Here is a 21,353-nt window from a genome sequence, read left to right as displayed (position 1 = left end):
AGCGGTCACAGTGCTTGATCCGCAGGGTTTGTACGCATGGGAGCCGAAGGGGCTTGCCGTCGTCGACATGGCGCTCGCCCAGGAGTCGGCCGGTCTTGTCATGCTCTACCACTTCGACGGATACATCGACGCGGGTGAGACCGGCGACCAGATCGTCGAGCGGCTCCTCGACTCTCAGCCCCACCAGGTCGTGGCCCGCTTCGACCACGACCGGCTCGTGGACTACCGGGCCCGCCGCCCGCTGCTCACCTTCAAGCGAGACAGCTGGACCGAGTACGAGGAGCCGAGCATCGAGGTACGGCTCGTCCAGGACACCACGGGAGCGCCCTTCCTGGTGCTCTCCGGCCCCGAGCCCGACGTGGAGTGGGAGCGCTTCGCCGCTGCCGTACGGCAGATCGTGGAGCGCCTCGGCGTACGGCTCTCCGTGAACTTCCACGGCATCCCGATGGGCGTCCCGCACACCCGCCCCGTGGGCCTCACCCCGCACGGCAACCGCGTCGACCTCGTCCCGGGCCACCGCAGCCCCTTCGACGAGGCGCAGGTGCCCGGCAGCGCGGAGGCTCTGGTCGAGTACCGCCTCATGGAGTCCGGACACGACGTCCTGGGCGTCGCCGCGCACGTCCCGCACTACATCGCCCGCTCCGCCTACCCTGACGCGGCGCTGACCGTCCTGGAGGCCATCACGGCCGCGACCGGCCTGGTCCTGCCCGGCATCGCGCACTCCCTGCGCACGGAGGCGCACCGCACGCAGACGGAGATCGACCGGCAGATCCAGGAGGGCGACGAGGAGCTCACCTCCCTCGTCCAGGGCCTCGAGCACCAGTACGACGCCGCCGCGGGCGCCGAGAGCCGCGGCAACATGCTCGCCGAGCCGGCGGACATCCCGTCGGCGGACGAGATCGGCCGGGAATTCGAGAAGTTCCTGGCCGAGCGGGAGGGCGACAACTAGGCGGTGCGGCCGGTGGGTGCCCTGTCGGTGGCAGGGCCTAAGCTTCCGCTCATGCTGAAAGTTGGCCTCACCGGCGGGATCGGCGCCGGCAAGAGCGAGGTGTCGCGGCTGCTCGTCGCGCGGGGTGCCGTACTGATCGACGCGGACCGCATCGCACGCGAGGTCGTCGCGCCCGGGACTGCCGGCCTCGCGGCGGTCGTCGAGGCCTTCGGCAAGGAGGTGCTCGCCGTGGACGGCAGCCTGGACCGGCCCCGGCTGGGCTCCATCGTCTTCGCCGACCCGGAGAAGCTGGCCGTCCTGAACTCGATCGTGCATCCCCTGGTGGGCGCCCGCTCCCGCGAGCTGGAGAGCGCGGCGGCGGACGACGCGGTGGTGATCCACGACGTCCCGCTCCTGGCGGAGAACGGCCTCGCGCCGCTGTACGACCTCGTGGTCGTCGTCGACGCGAGCCCCGAGACCCAGCTCGACCGGCTCGTCCGGCTGCGGGGCATGACCGAGGAGGACGCACGTGCGCGTATGGCTGCGCAGGCGACGCGCGAGAAGCGCCTGGAGATCGCGGACGTCGTCATCGACAACGACGTACCGCTCGAGGCCTTGGAGCGGCGCGTGGACGAGGTGTGGAGCGAGCTGGTCCGCCGCGCGCGGGAATAGCGGCCCGCCGGCCGGGCGTTGAACGCCTCCAGCAAGGGAAGGACTTTGTCGTGCCCGAGACCAGCGGTTCGACCGGACGTACGCCGGAGACGCATGTCATCGACTTCCGTGCCGCCGAGCAACTGCTCAACGCACGGGACCCGCGGGGCGCGGTGAAACTGCTCGACGGAGTCATCGCGGCCCATCCCGAGAACACGGCCGCGCGGCTGCTGCGTGCACGTGCCTTCTTCGCCGCCGCCCAACTGCGGCCTGCTGAGCTGGAGTTCACCATCGTCCTGGAGCGCGAGCCGGACAACGCGTTCGCGCACTTCGCCCTTGCCCGCACCTATGAGCGGCTGGGGCGCCCGGACCAGGCCAAGCGCCACTTCCGGCTGGCTGCCGCGCTGGACCCTAACCCGGAGTATCTGAAGGCCGCGCGGTTCGATTCCTGACACCGGTCGGCGGCGGGGCGCGGGCGGCGGTGTCGCGGCGCCACGCGTGCGCCCGTCACGGATGCCGGTGCTGCGGAGGCCGACGGAACGGCGGACGGTCGTCCACCGGTTGGTACGGCGGGACGTCACGGCCCGGCTGATAGTGCGGGCCCTCCCTCATGTGCTTGAGGATCATGGTCATATCGACGGTGGCCACCACCCACAGCACCCCGCAGGCGGCAGCCCAGCCGGGTCGCCCGACGAGCACAAAGGCCACCGTGCCGAAGATCGCCCAGACCAGCCCCCACACGCTCAGCCACAACCGCGCCCGCAGAGCACTGCGCGCGGTCGCCGGCTCACTGCCCGTACGCATCGGGATCACCACTCCTCCTTGCAACGTACTCTTCGAGGGGACGTTCACCAAAGGGGGAACCGCACCGTGCTGCCGGCCGCCGACGACCTGCCCGAACTGCTCCTCGACCTCTGCGTCCCCCACGAGGACGTCAACGAACTGGTCGCACAGCGCCGCGCGGTGACCGGCGACCCGGACGCCCTGCGGCTCCTTGCGGAGTGCGTCGAGGACCTGGTCCGGGACCTGGGGGAGACGGGCGGGGTACCGGGGCTGGACGAGCGGCTCGCGGCGGCTCCGGCCGGGCTCGGCCCGTACTTCGTGGTGTACGTCCTTCTCGCCGGGCTTCCCCACACGCGCGCGTACCACCGCGAGCGCGGCATCCCGGCCGACGTCAGTCGGCGCACCCTCGCCGACCTGGGGCGTCATATGGCGATCCACCGCAGACGGACCGGCGGGGGAGGGCTGCACCCACGGCAGGCGCGCTGGCTGGCCCACCACTTCCGCGGTGAGCTGTACCAGCTGGGCCGACTGCAGTTCGAGCGTGCGCGGCTCGGTGAGCGTACGGCGCAGGTGATCTCGGCCGCCGAACCGGACATGGCCCCCGGCGTGCCCTGTCTGAACCTGCACATCCCCGACTTCCACGGTCCGCTGACACCGGCCGCGTGCGACCGGTCCGTGGCGCTGGCCCGGGACTTCTTCGCCCGGCACTTCCCCGAGGAGAGATCTCGGGTCGTGGTCTGCCATTCCTGGCTGCTCGATCCGCAGCTGAGGCGGTATCTCGCGGAGGACTCCAACATCGTCCGTTTCCAGGAGCGGTTCCGGGCGGGCCGCAAGGACACGGAGCCGGCCGACGGCGATCCCGTGCAGTTCGTGTTCGGGGATCCGGACCTGCCGGTGCGGGACCTGCCCCGCCGGACGTCCGTGGAGCGGGCCGTGGGGGACCATCTGCGGGCGGGCGGCCACTGGTACATCGGGCACGGATGGTTCCCGCTGCAATGAGAAATACTCGAACGAGTGAACTGCTGTCATGAGGGAACGGGCCTGCGGAGGCGGGCCGTTGTTCGGGCATGACGGTGGAAATGCGTGAGGGGTACGAGGGAACGGGACCCGGTGCGATCACACCGGACGGCTGCGCGGTGGAGCTCTACTCACGGCTGCCGGTGGGGCACGAGCCGGACATCATCGCCGCGGCCGTGCCGCCCGGTGCGCGCATCCTGGAGCTGGGCAGCGGAGTGGGCCGGATGACCCATCCGCTGCTGGAGCGCGGGTTCACGGTCACGGCGGTGGACGAGTCCGCCGAGATGCTGGAGCGCGTCCAAGGGGCGCGCACGATATGCAGCCCCATCGAGAGCCTCGACCTGCGCGAGGCATTCGACGTGGTGATGCTCGCGTCGTTCCTGGTGCACACCGGGGACGTCGAGGTGCGACGAGGAATGCTGCGTACCTGCGCCCGGCACCTGGCGGAGGGAGGCTGTGTCCTCATCCAGCGGGAGGGCGAGGACTACCACACCAACCTGCCGCGGGAGCGGGTCGACCCCAGCGGCTTCACCGTGCGGATGCTGTCGTCCGAGCCGGTCGGGGACGGGGTGAACTCGGTGCGCGCGGAGTATGTGTTCGCGGACGCGGTCTGGACGCAGACGTTTCGGGCCCGGCCGCTGACCAAGGAGGAGTTCGAGGAGGCGCTGGCGGAGGCGGGGCTGGAGGTGGACGAGTATCTGACCCCGGACCGGGTGTGGGTGCGGGCGGTGGTGCGGACGGCATAGGGCGTCGGAGCGCCGGGAGGTGCCGAATTTCCCGCGGACGGCGATGAGTTCTCGGGCAGGGGCCGGTCTACCTCTGTGACAGCAACAGGGACCGCTTCCCCCAGGAGACACCCATGACCCAGACCACCGCTTCCGTCACCTCCGCCCCGACCACCCGCGGCCACCGCGCCCGGATCGCCCTGCGCACGGTGCAGGTGCTGCTCGCCCTGTTCTACGCCGTCGCCAGCGCACTGCCCAAGCTCATCGCGCACCCGTCGGCCGTCGCGTCCTTCGACAAGATCGGCTGGGGCAGCGCGGGCATGTACACCATCGGCGTGCTCGAACTGGCTGGCGCGGTCGCCCTGTTGATCCCGGTCCTGCAGTCGGTGGCGGCCATCGCGCTGAGCGCGCTCATGGTGGGTGCGTTCATCGTCCAGCTCACGGTGTTCGACGGTCAGTACGCGGCGACCCCGCTCATCCTGATCGTGCCCTTGGCCCTCATCGCCTGGGTCCGACGAGGGCACAACGAGGAACTGCTGCGGCTGGTACGACGGCGGGCATGATCCGTCCACGCGGGCGGCCACGTCCGGCGGGCCTCGGGGGCCCGGCCGGGCGTCACCGCCGTGCTCGGCCGGGCGGAATCACCGTCCCTTCGGACGGCCCCCGGGATTGCCGATGCCGTCGGCGCCACCCGCTCCCCGCAGTCGTTCCAGCTCGCGGCGGTCCCGCTTGGTGGGGCGGCCGGCACCGCGGTCGCGGATACCGATGGGTGCCGTGGCCTCGCGGGGCGGGGGCGGCGGGGAGTTGTCGATGTAGCACTGGGCTGCCACGGGGGCGCCAACGCGCTTGCGGATCAGGCGTTTGACGACGACGATCCGCTCCCGGCCCTCGTGCCGCAGGCGCACCTCGTCGCCGACGCGCACGGAATAGGCGGGCTTGACGCGCTCGCCGTTCACATGGACGTGTCCGCCACGGCAGGCGGTGGCTCCCTGGGAGCGGGTCTTGATCAGACGTACGGCCCAGATCCAGCTGTCGATGCGGACGGTCTCGCCGCTGGCGGGCCCTGCGGCCTCGGCGGCGGCCACCGCGGCGGCGATCTTCGGGTCGACGGCCGGCGCGTCGGCGGCACCTGAGCTTCCGGTGGCCCCGCCGGTTCCGATTGCGGCCTCGGCGGTTCCGCTGGTGGTCTCGGCGGGGGCGCGGGCAGCGTCGGCCGCTAGGGGCGTCCCGGCCACCGCGTCGGTCCGGGTCCCGTCGTCGGTCCGCGGGTGAGCGTGGCCGCCGTCACCGCCGGTCTCCGGCACAGCCGGGCCGCGCCGCTCGGCCGCCCGTCCCCGGCGCGTGTCGGGCGTGCGGCCTGTCGCTCGCGTCCCGGTCCCGCCGGTTCCGCGGCTCTTGCTCTCGTCCGCATCCTGCAAAGCCATGTCCTCGACCTTAGCTCCACGAGCCTCGTGAGCCGGAGGTGTTTTTCCGAGCGGCGGCGGAGCGCGCCCCCTCGCTCCTCGTCTCTTGCGGCGTCCACGTCTCTTGCGGCGTCCACCCGCCCAACCCACCCGGGCATACGGTTGTGGCATGGACATCCGCGGCTTGCCCGACCTCGACCGGCACATTGCCGACTGCCGGGCGTGCCCGCGGCTGGTCGCCTGGCGGGAGGAGGTGGCGCGGACCAAGCGCGCCGCCTTCGCCGACTGGACCTACTGGGGCCGCCCGGTGCCCGGCTTCGGCCCGCACGATGCCCGGCTGCTGATCATAGGGCTCGCCCCGGCGGCGCACGGCGGCAACCGCACCGGCCGTATGTTCACCGGGGACCGCTCCGGGGATGTGCTGTACCGGGCGATGTACGACGTCGGCCTGGCCTCGCAGCCCATGTCCGTCAGCGCGGACGACGGACTGGAGCTGTACGGCGTACGCGTCACCTCGCCCGTGCACTGCGCTCCGCCCGCCAACAGGCCGACCCCCCAGGAGCGTGACACCTGCCGACACTGGCTGGTGCGGGAGCTGGGCCTGCTGCGGCCGACGCTCAGGGCCGCCCTCGTGCTCGGTGCCTTCGGCTGGCAGGCCGCGCTGCCCGCGTTCGCCGAGGCGGGCTGGACCGTACCCCGCCCGCGGCCCGCCTTCGGACACGGCACCCGCGTGAAGCTCGACGGACCGGACGGGTCGGAAGGGCTGGATCTCTTCGGCTGCTTCCACGTCAGCCAGCGCAACACCTTCACCGGCCGGCTCACGCCGGAGATGCTGCGGGAGGTGCTGCGCACGGCGGCGGACGCGGCGGGGCTCGGTGACCCGGTGGCCCGGAGATCGAGGTGAGCCCGTGCGCCCGCCGATGAGGCGGTTCCGTGGACTCCTCAGACGATGCGGGCCGCCGCGATCGGCCGCTTGTCGCGGGCGTACGAAACGCTGCTGTTGACGCTCCACCGGTACCGGGAGAACTCGCCGGAGGTGTTGTCGGCATAGACCATCATGTGACCGATGCCGACGCCCTGGTGGTTCTTCACGTCGTCGACCATCCGGGTGTCGGGGTAGTTGGCGTAGCTGGCCTTGCCATATACCCCGTGCGGATCCGACGTGCAGTCGAGGATCTCGACGGCGTACTGCGTCTCGCCGTCGACGGTCGAGTTGCCGGTGTAGACGCCCCTGACCTCGCGGACCATCACGATGTGCCCGGTGTTGACGGTCGTGGGGTCGGTGCCGGGCTCCGGCTTGTAGTCGATCGCGATCAGGTCGCCCGGCCGCAGTTCGGTGGGTTTGCGGATGCGCTGGAAGCGAGGGCCGGCTGTGCCGTTGGTGAACGCCGAGCAGTAGTCGGCGGCCTCCGGGACCTTCTCCTGGAAGTACTGCAGGTAATAGGCGTCGCTCGCCCAGCCGTAGGTGTGCTTGAGGACGGCGGTCATGAACGACGAGCAGCGGGCGCGAGCCACCCAGCTCGCGAGGTCGTCGGGGCGACCCCAGGCGACGGTGGCGGGGGAGCCGATCAGATAGACGTTGTTCTCCTCGGCCGTACGGCCGCCGACCAGGGCGATCTCAGCGGCGGTGAGTGCGCGGGAGTACGCCCGTACGTCGTCCACCGCGCCCTTGAACCGGTTGGCATAGGCGCCGTCCCACCGGGCCCGCCCTATGTTGAAGCCCTGCGTCGCGGCCCACGAGAGCGTGGTGTCGGCACTGCTTTCCAGCGTGCCGTTCACATACAGATGGATGCGCGCGCCGTCCCATACGCCGGCCAGATGCGTCCAGACGCCGGTCTTGGTGACCGGGGTGGTGGAGACGGCGGACACCTTGGTGCTCTGGTCCTCGCTGCGCACCTTGAACGCCCATGTCCCAGCCGTGTTGTCGTACTGGAGCAGGAAGCGGCTGGCGGAGCCGCCGTCCTGGCTGACGGCGGTGTACATGCTGGTCAGATCGGCCGGACCGGCGGGGTCGTCGGACAGGCGAACCCACGCCGAGACCGTGAACGGAGCCGTGGTGTCGAGGACGGAGCCGGTGGCCGCGTACGCCCCGGAGGTCCCGTCCAGGCTCAGCTCGCCGCCGGACCGCAGTGTCGTCCAGGTCGCGCCCGGGCCGAGCGTCACGGGGTGCTCCCGTCCGCTGCGGTCGCCCGCGGAACCGTCCAGCGGCCAGTGCCCGACGAGGCCATCCGTCAGATACCCGGCCGCCAGCAGCCGCTGGTACTGGACCATGCGCTCGGCCTCTGCCAGATGCGGCGTAGCGACGGGGGTGAACGGGGTGTCCAACGGCGCGTCGGCTGCGGCGGTGCCCGCACCGGCCCCCACTCCCGCCATCGCACCGGCACCCACCATCGCCGCTCCGCCCAACAGCCCGCGTCTGCTGATCATTGTCTCCCTCATCGTCTTCCCTCAGGGCGCCACACGTACCGGACGTCCGGCTCCCGCTCTTCGTTGTCACTGCCGTCCGTGAACTCGGCGGCGACGAAGCCGTGCCGTTCGTAGAAGCGATGGGCCGGCTTGTTGACCTGGAAGGTCCACAGCGTGAGGCCCTGTGGACGGCGCTCCTTGGCAACGGCCATGAACCGGTCGCCGAGGCCGCGCCCCCGCCAGCCCGGGGCGAGATACAGCTGGGACAGCAGACCCTCGTCGAGCACCATCACGCCGACGACCGCGCCACCCGCCTCGGCCACCCAGGTCTCCCGCAACGGCACGACCACGTCCCGGAAGTAGTCGCGGACCTCGTCGTCGGTGCGCGCCCGGACGACCGTCGGCAGCGCGGCCGCGAAGGAGCGCAGCCAGACGTCGGCGGCGGCGAGGGCATCGGACTCGGCCGCCCGGCGCAGGAGGACCGCGGTTTCGCCGCTCACGGGCGCGCGTCCTCGGGGACGACGGCAGTGGCCGTGATCTCCACCAGTTGCCCGGTGTATCCGAGGCAGGCCACGCCGAGCAGGGTCGACGAGTGCGGCCCGCTGCTCAGCCCCGACGCCTCGACCACCTCCCACACCTCGGAGAGCACCGAGGGGTCACTGCTCACCACGTACACATCGGTCGCCACGACATGCTCCAAGCCGCTGCCCACGGCCTTCAGTTGCTCGCCCAGATTCGCGATCACCTGCTCGGCCTGCCGCACGGGATCCCCCGCACCGACCACTTCCCCCCGCGCATCGAGCGGCACGGCCCCGGCGAGGAACGCGAGCTTCGTACCGGCCTCGACTATGGACGCATGCGCGTAGGTGGGCGGCGGAAACAGACCGGGTGCGGTGACGCGCCGGATCATGCGGGCTCCTGGGGTGGACGAAGGACAACCTACCGATCATCCGCAGCCGGGTTGGTGACCGCATCCGAATTTTCGGTTTCCCGCCTACCCGTCGAGCAGTGGGTCGAGGAAGCGGCTGGGCTTCCCGTGCCAGAAGATGGCGAGAGCGTCGCGTGAGCGGGTCGCGGCGACGAAGAGCAGGGAGCGTGCGCGCTGGAGTTCCCGCCGATACCGCAGGGCGTCGGAGCGCTGCATCTGCAGCACTGCGTCGCGTGGCACCAGGCCGTCGGTCACTCCCGCGATGATCATGCGCTGATACTCGAGCCCCTTGAATCGGTACATGGTCCCGATATGGACTCCTTCATCGCCTCGGGGCCCATCGGGGCCGATCTCGACAGCCCGGAGACCCGATCGAGCCAGTGTGACCGCGGTCTCCTGTGCCATTGCGTTGGTGGGCACGCAGATCGCGATCTGTTCCAAGGGGATGTCGTTCCACTCCGAGACCAGCTCCGCGATCGCGTCGCGCTCGGACTCCCAGTCCGGGCTGGGGTGCAGCGTCGGACGTCCGCCGCTGAGAACGGAGCGGTACCCGGCGAGGGACTCCTGACTGCCGTCGAGATCGTCGAACGATTCGCCTTCCAGCACACCGAGGGCAGATCCCAGAATCTGCCGCGTCGTCCGGTAGCTGAGAGTGAGTTTGGCCGACCGGCCGCGGATGTTGACTCCGAGGCTGCCCAGGGTCACCTGGTTGTTGTAGATCCGCTGGTGCGTGTCACCGACCAGGAAAATGTCGTTCCGGTCTCGCGCGACCATGGCGCGCAGCATCTTCCAGTGACCCGGCCGTAGGTCCTGGGCCTCGTCCACGACGATGTGTCGGTAGCGATGACGCAGCCACCCGGCCGAACCGTCTTGGAGGTGTATGTTGTCAAGGCCGTTGGCCTCGTCGCGTTGCCGCTCCACCGCCTGGATCCGTTGCTCGCGCTCCATCTCCAGCCGTGCGGCCCGCTCGGCCACCTGGGCCCACGACTGACGGCCGAGGCGTTCCAGACGTTGTGCGAACTTGTCGGCCAGCTGCCAGACATCCGCCCGCTCGGCCCGTGTGAGGTTGCGCCCCCGTCCGGCTCGGCGGGCCCGGAAGTACTCGGTGCGGGACGCCACGGCCTGACCGAGGATGACCTGTGTCCACTCGTCGTGGAGGAACTCGCCGTCCCAGCTCGTCTCACCGAGTTCTTCGAGCATGGCGCGCCACTCACGCAGCACCTGGTTGTCGTCGATGGTCTGCTTGGCGTTCCCGGGCTCGGCTTCCCGAACCACGCGCAGCGCCAGCTGGTCGACGTGGCTGATTTCCACGCGAGAGACCAGCTCTTCGCCTCCCAGCTCCACCAGACGTGCGCGGAGGTCGGCGGCGAGATTCTTGTTGTATGTCGTGAGGAGAACCGGCTTGTTGCGTCCCGGGGGAAGCTGCTCGACGAGATGTCTGACCCTGTGGAGCGCGACGATGGTCTTTCCCGTGCCGGGGCCGCCTCCTACTCGGGCGGGGCCGGAATAGTCGCGTTCCACGAGCTTGGACTGAGCGGGGTGCAGGAAGACCTTCCAACGCCCGAAATCCTCGCCCTCAAGCGCCTCACGAAGCGCCTCGTCCGTGGTCGTGACCATCGTCGCGGGGCGCTCGGCGGCAGCCTGGAAGTCTTCCGTGTCGACCGGCTCGGGTGCGGCGACAGGAGCCGTTACCTGCTCCAGGACTTCGTCGTAGGTCTTGCCGTCGAACAGCGAGAGCAGGATCTCGCCGGTGAGCTGGGGCGCGAACTCGACGAGCCCGAGGAGCTGATCCTCCGTGGTGAGGCTCCGGACCACGGGTACCAGCGGCTCTGCGACGCCAAGATCGGTGAGTTGCTCGTCCGTGAAGTGCGCGAAGAGGGGCTGAGGTTGTACCGGTGTGACGTGCTGTTCGGGGTGCGCAGGGGCAGTCGGCCGCGATGGTGATACTCGGCGCAGCACGCTTTCTTCGACGACCTGCAGGTCGACGTACTCAATGGCACCAGTGACCTGGTTGATGCCGTAGGAGAGACGGTCGAGGTTCTCGTAGACCTCTTTGCGGTGCTTGACGGAGACGATCAGCCAGTCGTCGTCGGCGAGACGCAGCAGCAGCGCGCGGTAGTCGTCGTTGACTCGAGCGGACCAGAGCCTGCTGTCGCCCTTCAGCTGCTTCAGCTGGAGGCCGGTGGCCTGCGGGTTCGCCTTGAACTTGTGCTGGAAGTCGTAGAGGGCGCCCTTGACCGCGCGGGGGAGTTTCAGGATCTCCTTGTCAGCCTTGTCGAGCAGACGCAGAGTCACACTCGCGGTGTTCATCGGTGGGGCTCCCCCTGAGTCGTTCCGTCGTTCCGCTGATCACGATGCTTGCCGGGTGCGGATGGTTGTATGCCGAGCCGACTTGCGAGCTCCTCCGCCGTCCATTCACTCGCCGGTCGAACGTCCCAGCCTGCGGTCGCGAAGGCTCGGTCGCGGTCCTGTGCCTCGTAGTCCGGTTCGGACTCGGAGGGCCGGGGTGCCAGAACCACGCCGATCTTGATGCCGGGCCAGGCGAGTTCGGCCATCCAGCCGTGTTCGTCGAGCTCGAACCCGTCGACCGGCGCGGGTACCCCCCGGGTGGCGAGCGAGACCGCGAGGAGTTGCAGACCCGGTTCATCCGGATCCAGATACTCAAGAACGCTGTCCCAGCCTGAGCCTCGCGCCACCACCGCCGTCGCGGTCCCCACTCCGGAATCGGTGTCGGCGGCGGCTCGTGTGGGCTCCCAGCCCTCCGGCCGGGGCACGGCGGGCTCGTCGCCCGCTCCGTCGAGGCCGATGACCGCACTGAGATCCATCCGGGTGGACGCCAGCCAACCGGAGCCGCCGGTGACGGCGAGGGTGTCCGGTGAGAAGCTGTCGAGTCGGCTGCTGGTCAGCTGCGCGCTGTCGCCGCCTCCGCGCTCCAGGAACTGCAGGAGGTTGCTCCAGTACAACCAGGCCCGCCAGCGCTCCTTGTGCACCTTGGAGTCCGCGACAGCGGCGTGGCTGTCGTCCAGCACGGTGACAGCCGTCCAGGCCGGAGGCTTCTGCCGGCCGTCGGCGACCGCGACTACGCGGCATTCCGACCGGTCCACCGCCCCGAGGACACGAAGAGGGCCGCTTCGACCCGTCAACGGCGCGCCGTGCAGAGCTGCGGTGAGCTGCGCTCCGACGGCCTCGCCGGACACGGCCGCCGACTGCGGTCGTGTTCCGGTCAGGCCGGCAACGGCGGCCTCCGCTCGCGCCAGCCAGACATCCGCCTCAGGGCAACGGAGGTAGGCGAGCAGCATCTCGGCCGGGTTGATCCACACGGTCTCGGCCAGCTCGCCGGGCAGCCCGCCCCGTACTTTGGCGTAGTAGTCGCGTGCCTGCCGTTGCCCTTGGTCACCGTAGGGACGCCATACCGCGTCGGGCTGTCCTGCGGCTGCGTGACCGGTGTCGCGCACCCGGGTGCGCCACTCCTTGACGTCGTAGTAGGTGAGCTGGAAGACCCGCAGCCCCTCCGCCCGCAGCCTGGTGCGCTTCGTGGCGTCGTCGGCGAGACGGTTGTGCGCGGCCGAGGCGTGGAACTCGTATCCGTCGAGATAAAGCGCGAGACGCGGCCCGGGTGCGTCGAGCCGCTCGAACAGTACGTCCGGACGCGTGCCGTCGAGGACGCGCTGTTGCGACACCCGCCAACTCAGTGTGGTGCCGGCCTGGTTCGTCAGCCGCAGATCGAGCGAGTACGTACCCGCTGTGGTCGTGTACGCGTCGGCACTGGCCTGGGCCGCGGGCTGCCTTGCCCACTCCCTGAGCGTGTCGATGAACATGACCTCGAGGTCACTCTCGGCCTGGCGCTCCAACGGAATCGTGTGGGTCGCCGCCACCGGTGAGGTCTTCCAGCCTTCTCCGCCCTTGCCGAGCAGTTCGTCCAGCATCTGCCGTACTTCGTTGCGGCTGACCCGGTCGTAGTCGGTTGCGGGGACGCGGCGCAGCAGGCAACGGTGACAGCCGTCCAGGCCCTTCTCGATGCACGTGCAGTTCTCGATGGCTTCCCTGGCCTTGAGCAGAACCTCCCGGAATCCGTCGGCGGAGGCGAGGCGGTGCAGATAGCCCGTGCCGCCGGGCAGCCGGTCGTACACGACGAGGAAGCGCCGGGGCCAGTCGGCGTCACCTCCGTCCGGCATGGCGGCGGCGGCGATGTCGATGTGGTCAGGGTCTCCGCCGTAGCGGGCCGCGATTCCCACGAACAGGGCCGCGGTGAAAGAGGCGAGCCGTTCCTTGGCGCGGGCCACGGATGCGGGGAGCAGAATGCGCACCGCTTCGGTGACCAGCTCGTGGGCGAGCAACAGGGGGATGTCCTGTCCCTTGCCCTGTCCGTCGCCGTTTGCCCGCGTCTTGCGACGCGGGCACCACAGCAGATGGTGGGCACTGGCTTTGCTGGAAGCCGCCAGCGACTCCGTGAGGGCGTCGTGGGCCTGGTCCACGACAGGACGTCCGTCGGCGGTCGCGCCACCGCAACTGGTGCAGACGTAGAACGGGTTGAGCCGCACGTCGTCGCCGGCGACGGGGACGGTGCTGCTGCCGTCCTGACGGTCCAGTCCCAGGTTGAGCGTCCTGATGACGGCGCGCCGTGTGAAGTCGACGCCGAACACGGCGGTGTCGTGCCGCCAGGAGCCGGCCGCGAGATGCACCGGATCGATGTCGACCGTCGTGAGCATCGAGTAGCGGCGTCGGTCCCGCTCGTCCTTGTCGTCCCGGACGCGGGCGTCGTCGCGTTTGTCCCGGGCGATCACCCGCCGCGGTTCCAGCACATGCTGGACACAACCGGCATCGGCGATCTCCCGGCCGCCGCACCGGGGGCAGGGAGACGTGTCCGCTTTGGCGTTCTCCGTGCGCGTGTAGCCGCATGCCGGGCACAGCCGCCACACGGACCAGGCACGGCGCTCCGGGCTGCCGATGTCCAGGGCGCGTACGACGTGCCTGTAGCCGTTGACGTAGAAGCTGTTGCCGGGGGCGAGTTCGGCGAGTGAGAGCCGCCGCGAGCGCTCGTAGTCGCGTACTTCGCTGCGGTACGTCTTCTTCGTGCCGGCAGCGTCGCCGGCAGCGTCGGGCTGTTCCTCGGTCCAGTAGAGAGTGGCCTCCAGCTGCGTCGTCGCGTCCGTGAGGCTGTAGTTCGGCAGCAGGCCCAGGTCGACGAGCGCTCCGTGGGCGCTGGTCTGGCTGAGTTCGCGCAGAAGCTCGCCGGTCGCGCGGCGTTCGGCCAGCAACTCCCGGTGTTCCCTGTCTTGTTCGGGGTCGGAGCGCACGAGGCCGTCCATCGCGGAGTCGATGGCCGCCAACCGCCTTCGCAGTTCCTCACGCCGTGCCGTCCAGTCCTCCTCGGCCTCCTGGAGGGTGCGGACGATCCCCCCGTTCGCGTAGGCCCGCAGCTCATCGGCGGCGTGCCCGGTGACACCTGTACCCTCCGCGTCCGCACTGGGGAACAGGGCCAGGAAGTCCTCGGCCAGCTTCGCGCCATGCGTGAGCGCGGCGTCCGCGAGGTCCTGGCACCAGCCCGTGGTGCCGAACAGTGCGGACACCAGCCGGGGAGCGGGCTGGAGCCGCTCGTCGTCCGCGGTGGTCAGCTCTCCTCGCGCGGCCAGATCGAGGAGGTGCGCCGTGTACTGGCGGCGCAGGATCTCGACCGCGGACAGGTAGCAGCCGGGCGGGACGATGTCGCCCGCGATCATCTCGCGTGGCTCGTCCAGGTAGTACAGGTCACGTGCGCGCCGCCCGCCGAAGGCGACGACGAGGGCGTTGCCGGTCCGGCGCCCGGCGCGTCCCGCCCGTTGCACGTAGTTGGCGGGCCCCTTCGGCAGTGACCCGAGGAGCACGGCCGACAGGTCACCGATGTCGATGCCGAGTTCGAGCGTGGGCGTGCAGGACAGCACGTTGGGGTCGGTGTAGTGCGTACCGTCGCGGAAGGTGCGCTCCACGCGCTCGCGCTGCGGCCGGGTGAGCATGCCCGTGTGCTCGGCCGTGACGACGCGGAAGGTACCGCCGGTCAGATACAGCCTCCGGTAGTAGTCGTTCTGGTAGTCGCGCTCGCGGGATCCGCCGAAGCTCCCCGAGGTGCTGGTGGCGCTCACCGAGACGTCCTCCTGGGGCGGTCTCAGTACTCCCTTGCACCGGTAACGGGGGCAGGGGTGTCCGTACCAGCGAGTCCGGCGCTCCGGCAGGACGACCTGCTCCCAGCCGCAGTCCGGGCAGCTCACGAAGGCCTTGTTGACCACGGTGTCGTCCAGCAGCCGCACCTCTACGTGTCCCGGCTGCAGCCCGTACACCTTCGTCGTCCGGTCCTGTGCCGTGCGGACCGCGAGGACGTTCTCCTCCGCGAGCACGGGCAGGAGCCGCCGCAGGTACTCGTTGGCGCCCACGGTGTCCAGGCCGAGGCAGCGCCGGGTCCAGTCCTGGTACCAGCCGAGCCGGCCGGTTGCCGCGTCGAAGGTGGACCTCTCCTTGGGAGAGTCCAGCAGGAACCGGGGCGCGGCCACTCCGTCGGGGAACGCGGGCATGCCGTCGGGGCGTCCGCCCCACACCTTGAACCGGGTGACTCCGGCGTCCCGCATCCACGGCTCCAGCCACCGGTGCCTTACTCCGCCTCGCAGCCTGATCCGCTCCAACAGCCCGCGGACGAAGGCCAGATAGCGGTCAGGGGTGGGCAGGCCCCCAACCGCCAGCAGCTGCCCCGGCAGGGTGAGATGAAGATCGCGGGCCAGAGCGGACACGCGATCCGGATCTTGGAGCGCGACCTCGGCCGCCGCCGTACGGGTCAGCTCCAGCGTGCGTCCCTGCCGCGACCGCAGACCGAACTCCATCACCGTGGCGAACGCCAGCCGCTCGCCGATGAGCTTCCAGGTACGGGCATCACCCGTGCCCCGCCCGGACAGCAGCCGGTCCACCCCCGGCTCGTCGTGCAGGTCGGGCGGTACGACGGCGGCCAGCGCCTGGGTGTCGTCGACGGCGTCGAGCACGTTGCCGATCAGGTCGTTGAGCGGCAGAGATTCCGGAGAGTCGGCGAGGGTGTGGGCGAGCAGTGACCGCAGGGAGAACTTGTACGAGGCGTTGGCCACGTACCCCGCACGGTGGGCGGCGTCCTGGGTGGAGTCGTTGAACAGCAGCGCCTTGCGCTCTTCCGGCACGAGCGCGATGTCCCCGCCGGTGAACAGCTGCGTGATGGTCGCGGAGGCGAGAGCCGCCAGTGACGTACCGAGAAAGCGGATGCCGTTGTCGGTGTTGCAGGCCGGACACCGGTCGTCGACAGCCGCCTTGTCGGCCGACTTCTTGTCGGTGATGGCCAGTGCGAACCAACCGTCCTGCAGTTCCTCGCGGTCGGCCGGTGTCGGCAGGCGGTAGGTGCCCTGTGCGCCGTCCAGGACGACGACGGAGAGCGGATCGACGCCGCTTGCACGTCCTGCGGACGGCCGGGCGCCGGTCAACGCGCCGAGTGCCTCGTCCCGCTCGGCGGGGGTGGCCGCGATGAAGTAGCGGATGCGCCGCTTGTCACGTCCCACGCCGGCGCGCCACACCCTGTCCTGCGCCATGACCAGCCGCTGCGGATCGGCCTCCGGGGAAAGGGCCGCCCATCCCGACCGGCCGCAGTTGCGGCAGTAGACGGCGGGCAGGTGCACGGCGGCGGGACGGACCGCCGTGTCCGCTCCCGGCTGTGCCAGGGCCCGCCGGGCATCGCCGGACGGCCACCCGCCCGATGACCGTTCGCCGTCCTCGCCGTCCGTGCCGGCGGGCGCCGCGGCGAGCGCGGCACGACGGGCGGCGGTGCGGTCGTCCTCGTACCAGCGGAACTCCGGGGTCGGTCCCAGGCCCCGCAGCACCCGCGTGACGGGACGCACCCACAGATGGGCCTCGACGTGCAGCAGCGGGCGCGGTCGCTTCTCGTCGGAGTCCGGGTCCCGGGCGGCGGAGAGCAGGGCCACGAACCGGGCGAGCGCCTGAAGCGTCAGCCGGGGGTTCTCCCGCGCGGTTCGTCCCCATGCGTAGCCGAACCGGCTCATGCGGTCCCGCAGTTCCCACTCGCTGAGCGGCTCGCCGTCCAGCAGCGACAGGACACCGTGCGTGAAGTCGTGCCGCTTCAGCAGCCTGCCGAGCTGGAACGCGTCGAGTCCGCGCCGCGCGAGCAGTCGCTCCGCGAGCGCGTCGAGGTCGAGCAGGTCCGGCCGGGCTTCGACGCCGGGACCGCCGGAGCACTCGATCACTTCTTTCGGCGACGGTGGTTCGGGCAGTTCGTAGTCGACCTCGCCGGTGAACTGCCCCGCCGACATCCGTTCCTCACCGATGACCGCGTCCGCCGGGAAGGGCATGCCGAAGACCTGGGACGCCACGGCCAGGATTCCGCCCTCCTGCCCGGCAGAGGAACCCTCGCCGAGGGTCGCCGACGTGGCCACCGGGCAGATCGCGCCGAGCGGTCGCCCCGGCCGGCTCTTGCCCGTGGCTCTCGCCAGACGGCGCAGCAGCATCGCCACGTCCGTGCCCTGGGCCCCGTCGTACGTGTGGAACTCGTCGAGGACCACGTATGTGATGTCGGCACCCTCCCACAGGGGCTGGTCCTCGCCACGCTGCAACAGCAGGTCGAGCATCTTGTAGTTGGTGATCAGCACGTCGGGCGGGGTGACCCGCATCTCCTCGCGGCGGGTCATCACCCGCCGGAAGTCGGTGTCGGGCCGGTCGCCGATGTAGAGACCTGCGGTGACTTGGGCCAGCTCAGGCTGCGCCAGATACTCGCCGATACGGCCGGCCTGGTCGGTGGCGAGGGCGTTCATCGGATAGAGGAGCACGGCCTTGATTCCGGCCCGCCCGTCGGCCTTCTGCCGTCGGCAGTGATCGAGGACGGGGACGAGGAAGGACTCGGTCTTGCCGGATCCCGTGCCCGTGGTGATCAAAGACGGGAGCGCCGGTCCCCGCAGCGTGCTGAGCCGCTCCCACGCCTTGGCCTGGTGCCGGTACGGAGGGAAACCGGGAGCCCATTCGAGGTGCTGCCGCCATCCGTCGTCGGCCGTGTGGAACGGCGTCCGGATGCGCAGATACGGCCCGCGGAAGATCCCGGTCTCGGGGTGGCCGAGGAAACGCTCCAGGGCGAGGCGGGTGTCCGAGTCGGTCAGGGCGTAGGTCGTCGTGAGGTATTGCGTCAGACTGCCGCGCACCTGCGCGGCGGCCAGGGTCGGCCGCACGACGTGCTCCTTCGTCCCAGGTCGGTGTACGGGTCAACCGTATAGCGGAGGCCGGACAGCGTCTGCCGGTTCCCCGTTCAACCCCTGGAACGAGACCTCGGCAAGGCAGCCGCCATGGACGATCACAGAATGATTGCTGAACCTTCACAGCTCTTTTGCATGGTGTCTACAGGCAACTATCGTCGTCCCCGCTGAAAGAACCTCAGGGGGCGACATGAACAACCCGTACTCAACGCCGACTGCTCCGCGCTCCGCCAACACCCGGCCGTGGTACAAGCGCAAGCGTGTGTGGGCAGCCAGCGTGGTGGTGTTCGGCCTGGGAGCCATGGGCGGCAACCAGAGCGCGCAGGACGAGGTGAACGCGGCGAAGGCCGCCGCCGCCAAGCCCCGGCCGACGATCACGGTGACGGCCACGGCGACCGTGACCGAGCTGCCGAAGGCCGCGCCCGCGCCCACGGTCACCAAGACCAGGACGGTGAAGAAGCCCGGCCCGACCGTCACCGTCACGAAGGCCGCGCAGAACGTCTCCGGAGCAGATCACAGCAACAGCGGGAGCAGCGGCACCGGCACCTGCTCGATCACCTCCAACGCGGGCAACTGCTATCAGGCCGGCCAGTACTGCCGGAACAGCGACCACGGCGCTGTCACGACGACTGCCGGCGGTACGAGCATCAGGTGCAGCTACAGTTCGGGCGCGTGGCGTTGGACCTACGCCTGACCTCCGAACGGTCAGGACAGCCTGTCGCTGCCGGGCTTGGAGCCAACGGGCATGTCGGTGCGGGGCCGTGCCCACCCAGGGCCTGCCCGGTCACTTCCACTGGTCGAGTTCGGCGGCGAAGTCGGCGTACGAGCGGTTTCTGTTGCGGTCGCAGGTGGTGACGAGCTTGTTCTCGACGGCGCGGCGCATGACCTCGGGAGCGTCCCTCTCCTCGTACTGCGGCTGCTTGAGCTGGGACTTCAGGCGCTCCTTCGCGCCACCGGCTATGAGGCCGAGGTCTCGCTTCAGATCCACTCCGGAGAGCCGCCACGCCGCGTTCGTCTTGGGGAAGGCGCCGGGGAACAGCATCAGCCAGGCTTCCATCTCGTCGGCGGCCAGAGCGAGGGCCGTGTCGCAGTCGAAGGCCTCGTGGAGCGCTTTCGTGAGCTGCTTACGGCGGGCTTCGTACCGGTCGTCGATGACATGATCGAGGTCCACGTGCACGACTACGCCGACCAGCCGGGCCTGTGCGCGCTTGGCCTGGGCCTGGGCGAGTCGGCGCAGTTCGTCCACGCGCGGCTCCAGCTGGTACTGCGCCTTGTTGAGCCGCATCGGCTTCCCTATCTCGACGATCTTCGGGCGCTTCGTCGCGGGCCAGCAGCGGAGGGCGGGAACGAGATGCCGGAGCACGTCTCTGTCGTTCTGCCCCTCACCGGCGATCACGACGATCGACTTGCCGCCGGCGGCGCCCGCCTGTTTCTTGCCGCTCATACCCGCCCCCCGCCCAGCGCGCCGGAGAACCACAGCTCACCCAGCGGCAGCCCCTCGGATGCCTCGACCACCTCGCGGATCAGCTCGGTGCTCGTCGCCGGGATGAGCGAGGCGCCGTCCTCGTCGCGCTCGCAGATGACGACCTCCTCCGGTTCGAGCTGGTCGACGAGCACCGGGGCGTGTGTGGTGACGAGGAGCTGGGTCCGCTCGCTGGCCTCGCGCATCCGTTCGGCGACCAGCTCCAGGGCGTGCGGATGCAGCCCGTGGTCGACCTCCTCGATGCAGGTCAGGACAGGCGGATGCGGATCATGGAGCAGGGCGAACAGACACAGGATGCGTACGGTGCCGAAGGAGGCGTCGGCGAGGTTGGTACGGCCGCGCAGGTTCCGCTCCTTGAGCTGGACGCTCACCCGGTCGGAGTGCCCGGGAGCCGGCTGCACGTCGATGTCCTCGACGGACGGCACGAGCGTCGTGACGTCCTTCAACAGCCGCTTCCAGGCGTTCTGGTCCTTGCGGAGCTCAAGGAGGAAGTCGGCGAGGTTGTGCGCGTCGTCGGCGAGGAGCTGGCCGGGGAAACCCACCGGCGCCGGACGCCTGGCCGCCCGGACGTCGGCGTCGAACACCCGCACGTCCGTGAGGTGCTTGGCCAGCCCCTGTATGGCGGTGGCGGTCGGGCCGTCCGGTGGCAGGGGAAGATGCCCTTCCTGGAGACCGGTGGCCATGCGACCGACGACCGGCGTGCGCTGTGGCTGCTCGCCGGGCAGTGGGCTTGCGACGCTCGCCGTGTCGCGGAACAGCTCGACGGACGACGTCGCGTCGGGCTCGGTGTGCAGGACGAACCGCTCCCGCCGTGAGAAGTCGTACTGCCCGCGTCTGTCCCCCGCCTTCCGCCGCCGGAGCAGGTTGAGGGTGTACTCGTCCGGTGATGACTCGGAGGCGTGCTCGCTCCAGACCCCTTCGAGGCTGACGCGCATCCCCGAGCGGGTGTGGCTGCCGCCCCGGTAGGCGATCTCCTCGTACCCGCCCCGCGCGTCCACCGTGGGTTCGATCCCCGCCCGCGCCACGTCGGCGAGGAACTCGAAGACCCTCAGCACGTTCGACTTGCCGGCCGCGTTGGGGCCCACGAGGACGGTGAGGGGCCCCAGTCGCAGCTCCATCCGGGTCAGGGTGCGGAAGTTCTCCACGCTGAGTCGAAGAAATCGGCTGTTCAAGCGGCGCGCCAATCCGGATCGGAGGCCTTGCGATGCGGCCTCATGGCAAGGGGCTGAATTGAGGGCAAGGATAGTCCTCGAAGATCCCTGGCCTTCACGAAATCCCCTGATTGATCCGGGGTTTGAGTGAGCCTCAGCTGACGCCGGGGGTGGGTGTCAGGAGCTCCGCCCATACGGTCTTCCCCGGGGCGGAGGGGCGAGGGGTGACGCCCCACTTGTCGGCTAGCGCGGCGACGAGGAGGAGTCCGCGGCCGGATTCGGCGGCCGGCTCCGCCGCCGAGCGGGTGAGGGAGGGGTACTTCTCGTTCTTGGTGTCCGTCACCTCGATGCGGATGGTGCTGTCGGTCAGAGTCAGCCGGAGGTCGAAGTCCCGGCCGGGGACGTGGCCGTGCCGGACGGCGTTCGCCGTGAGTTCGGCCGCGATGAGGGTGAGCGTCTCGTTCAGGGGGGCCGTGTACGGGTGGCCCCAGTCGTTCAGACGGTGCGAGACGAGACGGCGGGCGAGGCGTGCGCCGCGTGGGGTGGAGGTGAACCGCATGGCGAACTCGTGGGCGGGGTGCCCGTGTTGTTGCCCGGTCTTATGTGGGGGAGTTGCCGACTTCATGCGGTCAACCGTTG

18 protein-coding genes are annotated in these 21,353 nt (G+C 70.1%); 8 read left to right on the top strand and 10 right to left on the bottom strand.

From position 1 onward, the window contains the following. Positions 1-10: 10 nt before the first annotated feature. Genes Q8A52_RS18615 through Q8A52_RS18605 form a run of 3 tightly spaced genes read left to right on the top strand, consistent with a single transcriptional unit; the run spans position 11 to position 2,031 of the window. Complete coding sequence (locus Q8A52_RS18615) at positions 11-949, top strand: PAC2 family protein (RefSeq protein ID WP_316753563.1); 939 nt, start codon at positions 11-13, stop codon at positions 947-949. A 51-nt stretch (positions 950-1,000) separates the two neighbouring features. Beyond that, complete coding sequence (gene coaE / locus Q8A52_RS18610) at positions 1,001-1,600, top strand: dephospho-CoA kinase (protein ID WP_316753561.1); 600 nt, start codon at positions 1,001-1,003, stop codon at positions 1,598-1,600. Positions 1,601-1,650: 50 nt separating this feature from the next. Next, positions 1,651-2,031, top strand: a complete 381-nt coding sequence (locus Q8A52_RS18605) for a tetratricopeptide repeat protein (RefSeq protein WP_316753559.1) — start codon at positions 1,651-1,653, stop codon at positions 2,029-2,031. A 55-nt stretch (positions 2,032-2,086) separates the two neighbouring features. On the opposite strand, the gene Q8A52_RS18600 is transcribed toward Q8A52_RS18605, so the two are convergent. Further along, entirely contained in the window at positions 2,087-2,383 is a 297-nt protein-coding gene (locus Q8A52_RS18600) for a DUF6343 family protein (protein ID WP_316753557.1), read from the bottom strand. A gap of 66 nt (positions 2,384-2,449) precedes the next feature. Here Q8A52_RS18600 and Q8A52_RS18595 point away from each other — a divergent pair, with 66 nt between their 5' ends. The 3 genes from Q8A52_RS18595 to Q8A52_RS18585 all read left to right on the top strand — a co-directional run bounded on the left by Q8A52_RS18595 (position 2,450) and on the right by Q8A52_RS18585 (position 4,667). After that, the gene (locus tag Q8A52_RS18595; RefSeq protein ID WP_316753555.1) at positions 2,450-3,361 is read left to right on the top strand and encodes an acyltransferase domain-containing protein; all 912 of its coding nucleotides are present in this window, start codon (positions 2,450-2,452) and stop codon (positions 3,359-3,361) included. A 68-nt stretch (positions 3,362-3,429) separates the two neighbouring features. Next, positions 3,430-4,125 carry a class I SAM-dependent methyltransferase gene (locus Q8A52_RS18590; protein ID WP_316753553.1) on the top strand — a complete coding sequence of 232 codons (696 nt, stop codon included), beginning with the start codon at positions 3,430-3,432 and terminating at the stop codon, positions 4,123-4,125. A gap of 113 nt (positions 4,126-4,238) precedes the next feature. Further along, positions 4,239-4,667 (top strand): DoxX family protein, encoded by a 429-nt coding sequence (locus tag Q8A52_RS18585; RefSeq protein WP_316753551.1) that lies wholly within the window; start codon positions 4,239-4,241, stop codon positions 4,665-4,667. 78 nt (positions 4,668-4,745) lie between these two features. On the opposite strand, the gene Q8A52_RS18580 is transcribed toward Q8A52_RS18585, so the two are convergent. Then, positions 4,746-5,264, bottom strand: coding sequence for an RNA-binding S4 domain-containing protein (locus Q8A52_RS18580; RefSeq protein ID WP_316753922.1), 519 nt, complete (start codon positions 5,262-5,264; stop codon positions 4,746-4,748). Between the two features lie 412 nt (positions 5,265-5,676). Between Q8A52_RS18580 and Q8A52_RS18575 the strand changes: the two genes are divergently transcribed. Beyond that, positions 5,677-6,411, top strand: a complete 735-nt coding sequence (locus tag Q8A52_RS18575) for a uracil-DNA glycosylase (protein ID WP_316753549.1) — start codon at positions 5,677-5,679, stop codon at positions 6,409-6,411. Between the two features lie 38 nt (positions 6,412-6,449). Here Q8A52_RS18575 and Q8A52_RS18570 read toward each other — a convergent pair whose 3' ends face one another. From Q8A52_RS18570 to Q8A52_RS18550, 5 genes are all read right to left on the bottom strand, one after another. Continuing rightward, complete coding sequence (locus tag Q8A52_RS18570) at positions 6,450-7,934, bottom strand: LamG domain-containing protein (protein ID WP_316753547.1); 1,485 nt, start codon at positions 7,932-7,934, stop codon at positions 6,450-6,452. Between the two features lie 8 nt (positions 7,935-7,942). Continuing rightward, positions 7,943-8,413, bottom strand: coding sequence for a GNAT family N-acetyltransferase (locus tag Q8A52_RS18565; protein WP_316753545.1), 471 nt, complete (start codon positions 8,411-8,413; stop codon positions 7,943-7,945). Continuing rightward, the gene (locus tag Q8A52_RS18560; protein WP_316753543.1) at positions 8,410-8,823 is read right to left on the bottom strand and encodes a RidA family protein; all 414 of its coding nucleotides are present in this window, start codon (positions 8,821-8,823) and stop codon (positions 8,410-8,412) included. The genes Q8A52_RS18565 and Q8A52_RS18560 overlap by 4 nt, the downstream gene beginning before the upstream one ends. Before the next feature lie 84 nt (positions 8,824-8,907). Further along, the gene (locus Q8A52_RS18555; protein ID WP_316753541.1) at positions 8,908-11,151 is read right to left on the bottom strand and encodes a UvrD-helicase domain-containing protein; all 2,244 of its coding nucleotides are present in this window, start codon (positions 11,149-11,151) and stop codon (positions 8,908-8,910) included. Beyond that, positions 11,148-18,056 (bottom strand): DEAD/DEAH box helicase, encoded by a 6,909-nt coding sequence (locus Q8A52_RS18550; RefSeq protein WP_316753540.1) that lies wholly within the window; start codon positions 18,054-18,056, stop codon positions 11,148-11,150. The genes Q8A52_RS18555 and Q8A52_RS18550 overlap by 4 nt, the downstream gene beginning before the upstream one ends. Before the next feature lie 214 nt (positions 18,057-18,270). Between Q8A52_RS18550 and Q8A52_RS18545 the strand changes: the two genes are divergently transcribed. Beyond that, positions 18,271-18,774 carry a hypothetical protein gene (locus Q8A52_RS18545; protein WP_316753538.1) on the top strand — a complete coding sequence of 168 codons (504 nt, stop codon included), beginning with the start codon at positions 18,271-18,273 and terminating at the stop codon, positions 18,772-18,774. Positions 18,775-18,864: 90 nt separating this feature from the next. Here the strand turns inward: Q8A52_RS18545 and Q8A52_RS18540 are convergent, their stop codons facing one another. The 3 genes from Q8A52_RS18540 to Q8A52_RS18530 form a co-directional block, all read right to left on the bottom strand. Then, positions 18,865-19,524, bottom strand: a complete 660-nt coding sequence (locus Q8A52_RS18540; RefSeq protein WP_316753536.1) for a hypothetical protein — start codon at positions 19,522-19,524, stop codon at positions 18,865-18,867. Further along, positions 19,521-20,708, bottom strand: a complete 1,188-nt coding sequence (locus Q8A52_RS18535; RefSeq protein ID WP_316753534.1) for an AAA family ATPase — start codon at positions 20,706-20,708, stop codon at positions 19,521-19,523. The genes Q8A52_RS18540 and Q8A52_RS18535 overlap by 4 nt, the downstream gene beginning before the upstream one ends. Before the next feature lie 160 nt (positions 20,709-20,868). Beyond that, positions 20,869-21,339, bottom strand: coding sequence for an ATP-binding protein (locus tag Q8A52_RS18530; protein WP_316753533.1), 471 nt, complete (start codon positions 21,337-21,339; stop codon positions 20,869-20,871). Positions 21,340-21,353: the final 14 nt, after the last annotated feature.

Origin of the sequence: Streptomyces herbicida (assembly GCF_032656585.1) — a bacterium.
Classification (GTDB): domain Bacteria; phylum Actinomycetota; class Actinomycetes; order Streptomycetales; family Streptomycetaceae; genus Streptomyces; species Streptomyces herbicida.
This window is presented reverse-complemented; position numbering and strand designations above follow the sequence as displayed.

Bases quoted from the DNA above. Each gene is read 5' to 3' on its own strand.
- Q8A52_RS18540 (WP_316753536.1), bottom strand. From the start codon at position 19,524: ATGAGCGGCAAGAAACAGGCGGGCGCCGCCGGCGGCAAGTCGATCGTC.
- Q8A52_RS18570 (WP_316753547.1), bottom strand. From the start codon at position 7,934: ATGATCAGCAGACGCGGGCTGTTGGGCGGAGCGGCGATGGTGGGTGCC.
- Q8A52_RS18575 (WP_316753549.1), top strand. From the start codon at position 5,677: ATGGACATCCGCGGCTTGCCCGACCTCGACCGGCACATTGCCGACTGC.
- Q8A52_RS18545 (WP_316753538.1), top strand. From the start codon at position 18,271: ATGAACAACCCGTACTCAACGCCGACTGCTCCGCGCTCCGCCAACACC.
- Q8A52_RS18560 (WP_316753543.1), bottom strand. From the start codon at position 8,823: ATGATCCGGCGCGTCACCGCACCCGGTCTGTTTCCGCCGCCCACCTAC.
- Q8A52_RS18585 (WP_316753551.1), top strand. From the start codon at position 4,239: ATGACCCAGACCACCGCTTCCGTCACCTCCGCCCCGACCACCCGCGGC.
- Q8A52_RS18590 (WP_316753553.1), top strand. From the start codon at position 3,430: ATGACGGTGGAAATGCGTGAGGGGTACGAGGGAACGGGACCCGGTGCG.
- Q8A52_RS18530 (WP_316753533.1), bottom strand. From the start codon at position 21,339: ATGAAGTCGGCAACTCCCCCACATAAGACCGGGCAACAACACGGGCAC.
- Q8A52_RS18600 (WP_316753557.1), bottom strand. From the start codon at position 2,383: ATGCGTACGGGCAGTGAGCCGGCGACCGCGCGCAGTGCTCTGCGGGCG.
- coaE (WP_316753561.1), top strand. From the start codon at position 1,001: ATGCTGAAAGTTGGCCTCACCGGCGGGATCGGCGCCGGCAAGAGCGAG.
- Q8A52_RS18555 (WP_316753541.1), bottom strand. From the start codon at position 11,151: ATGAACACCGCGAGTGTGACTCTGCGTCTGCTCGACAAGGCTGACAAG.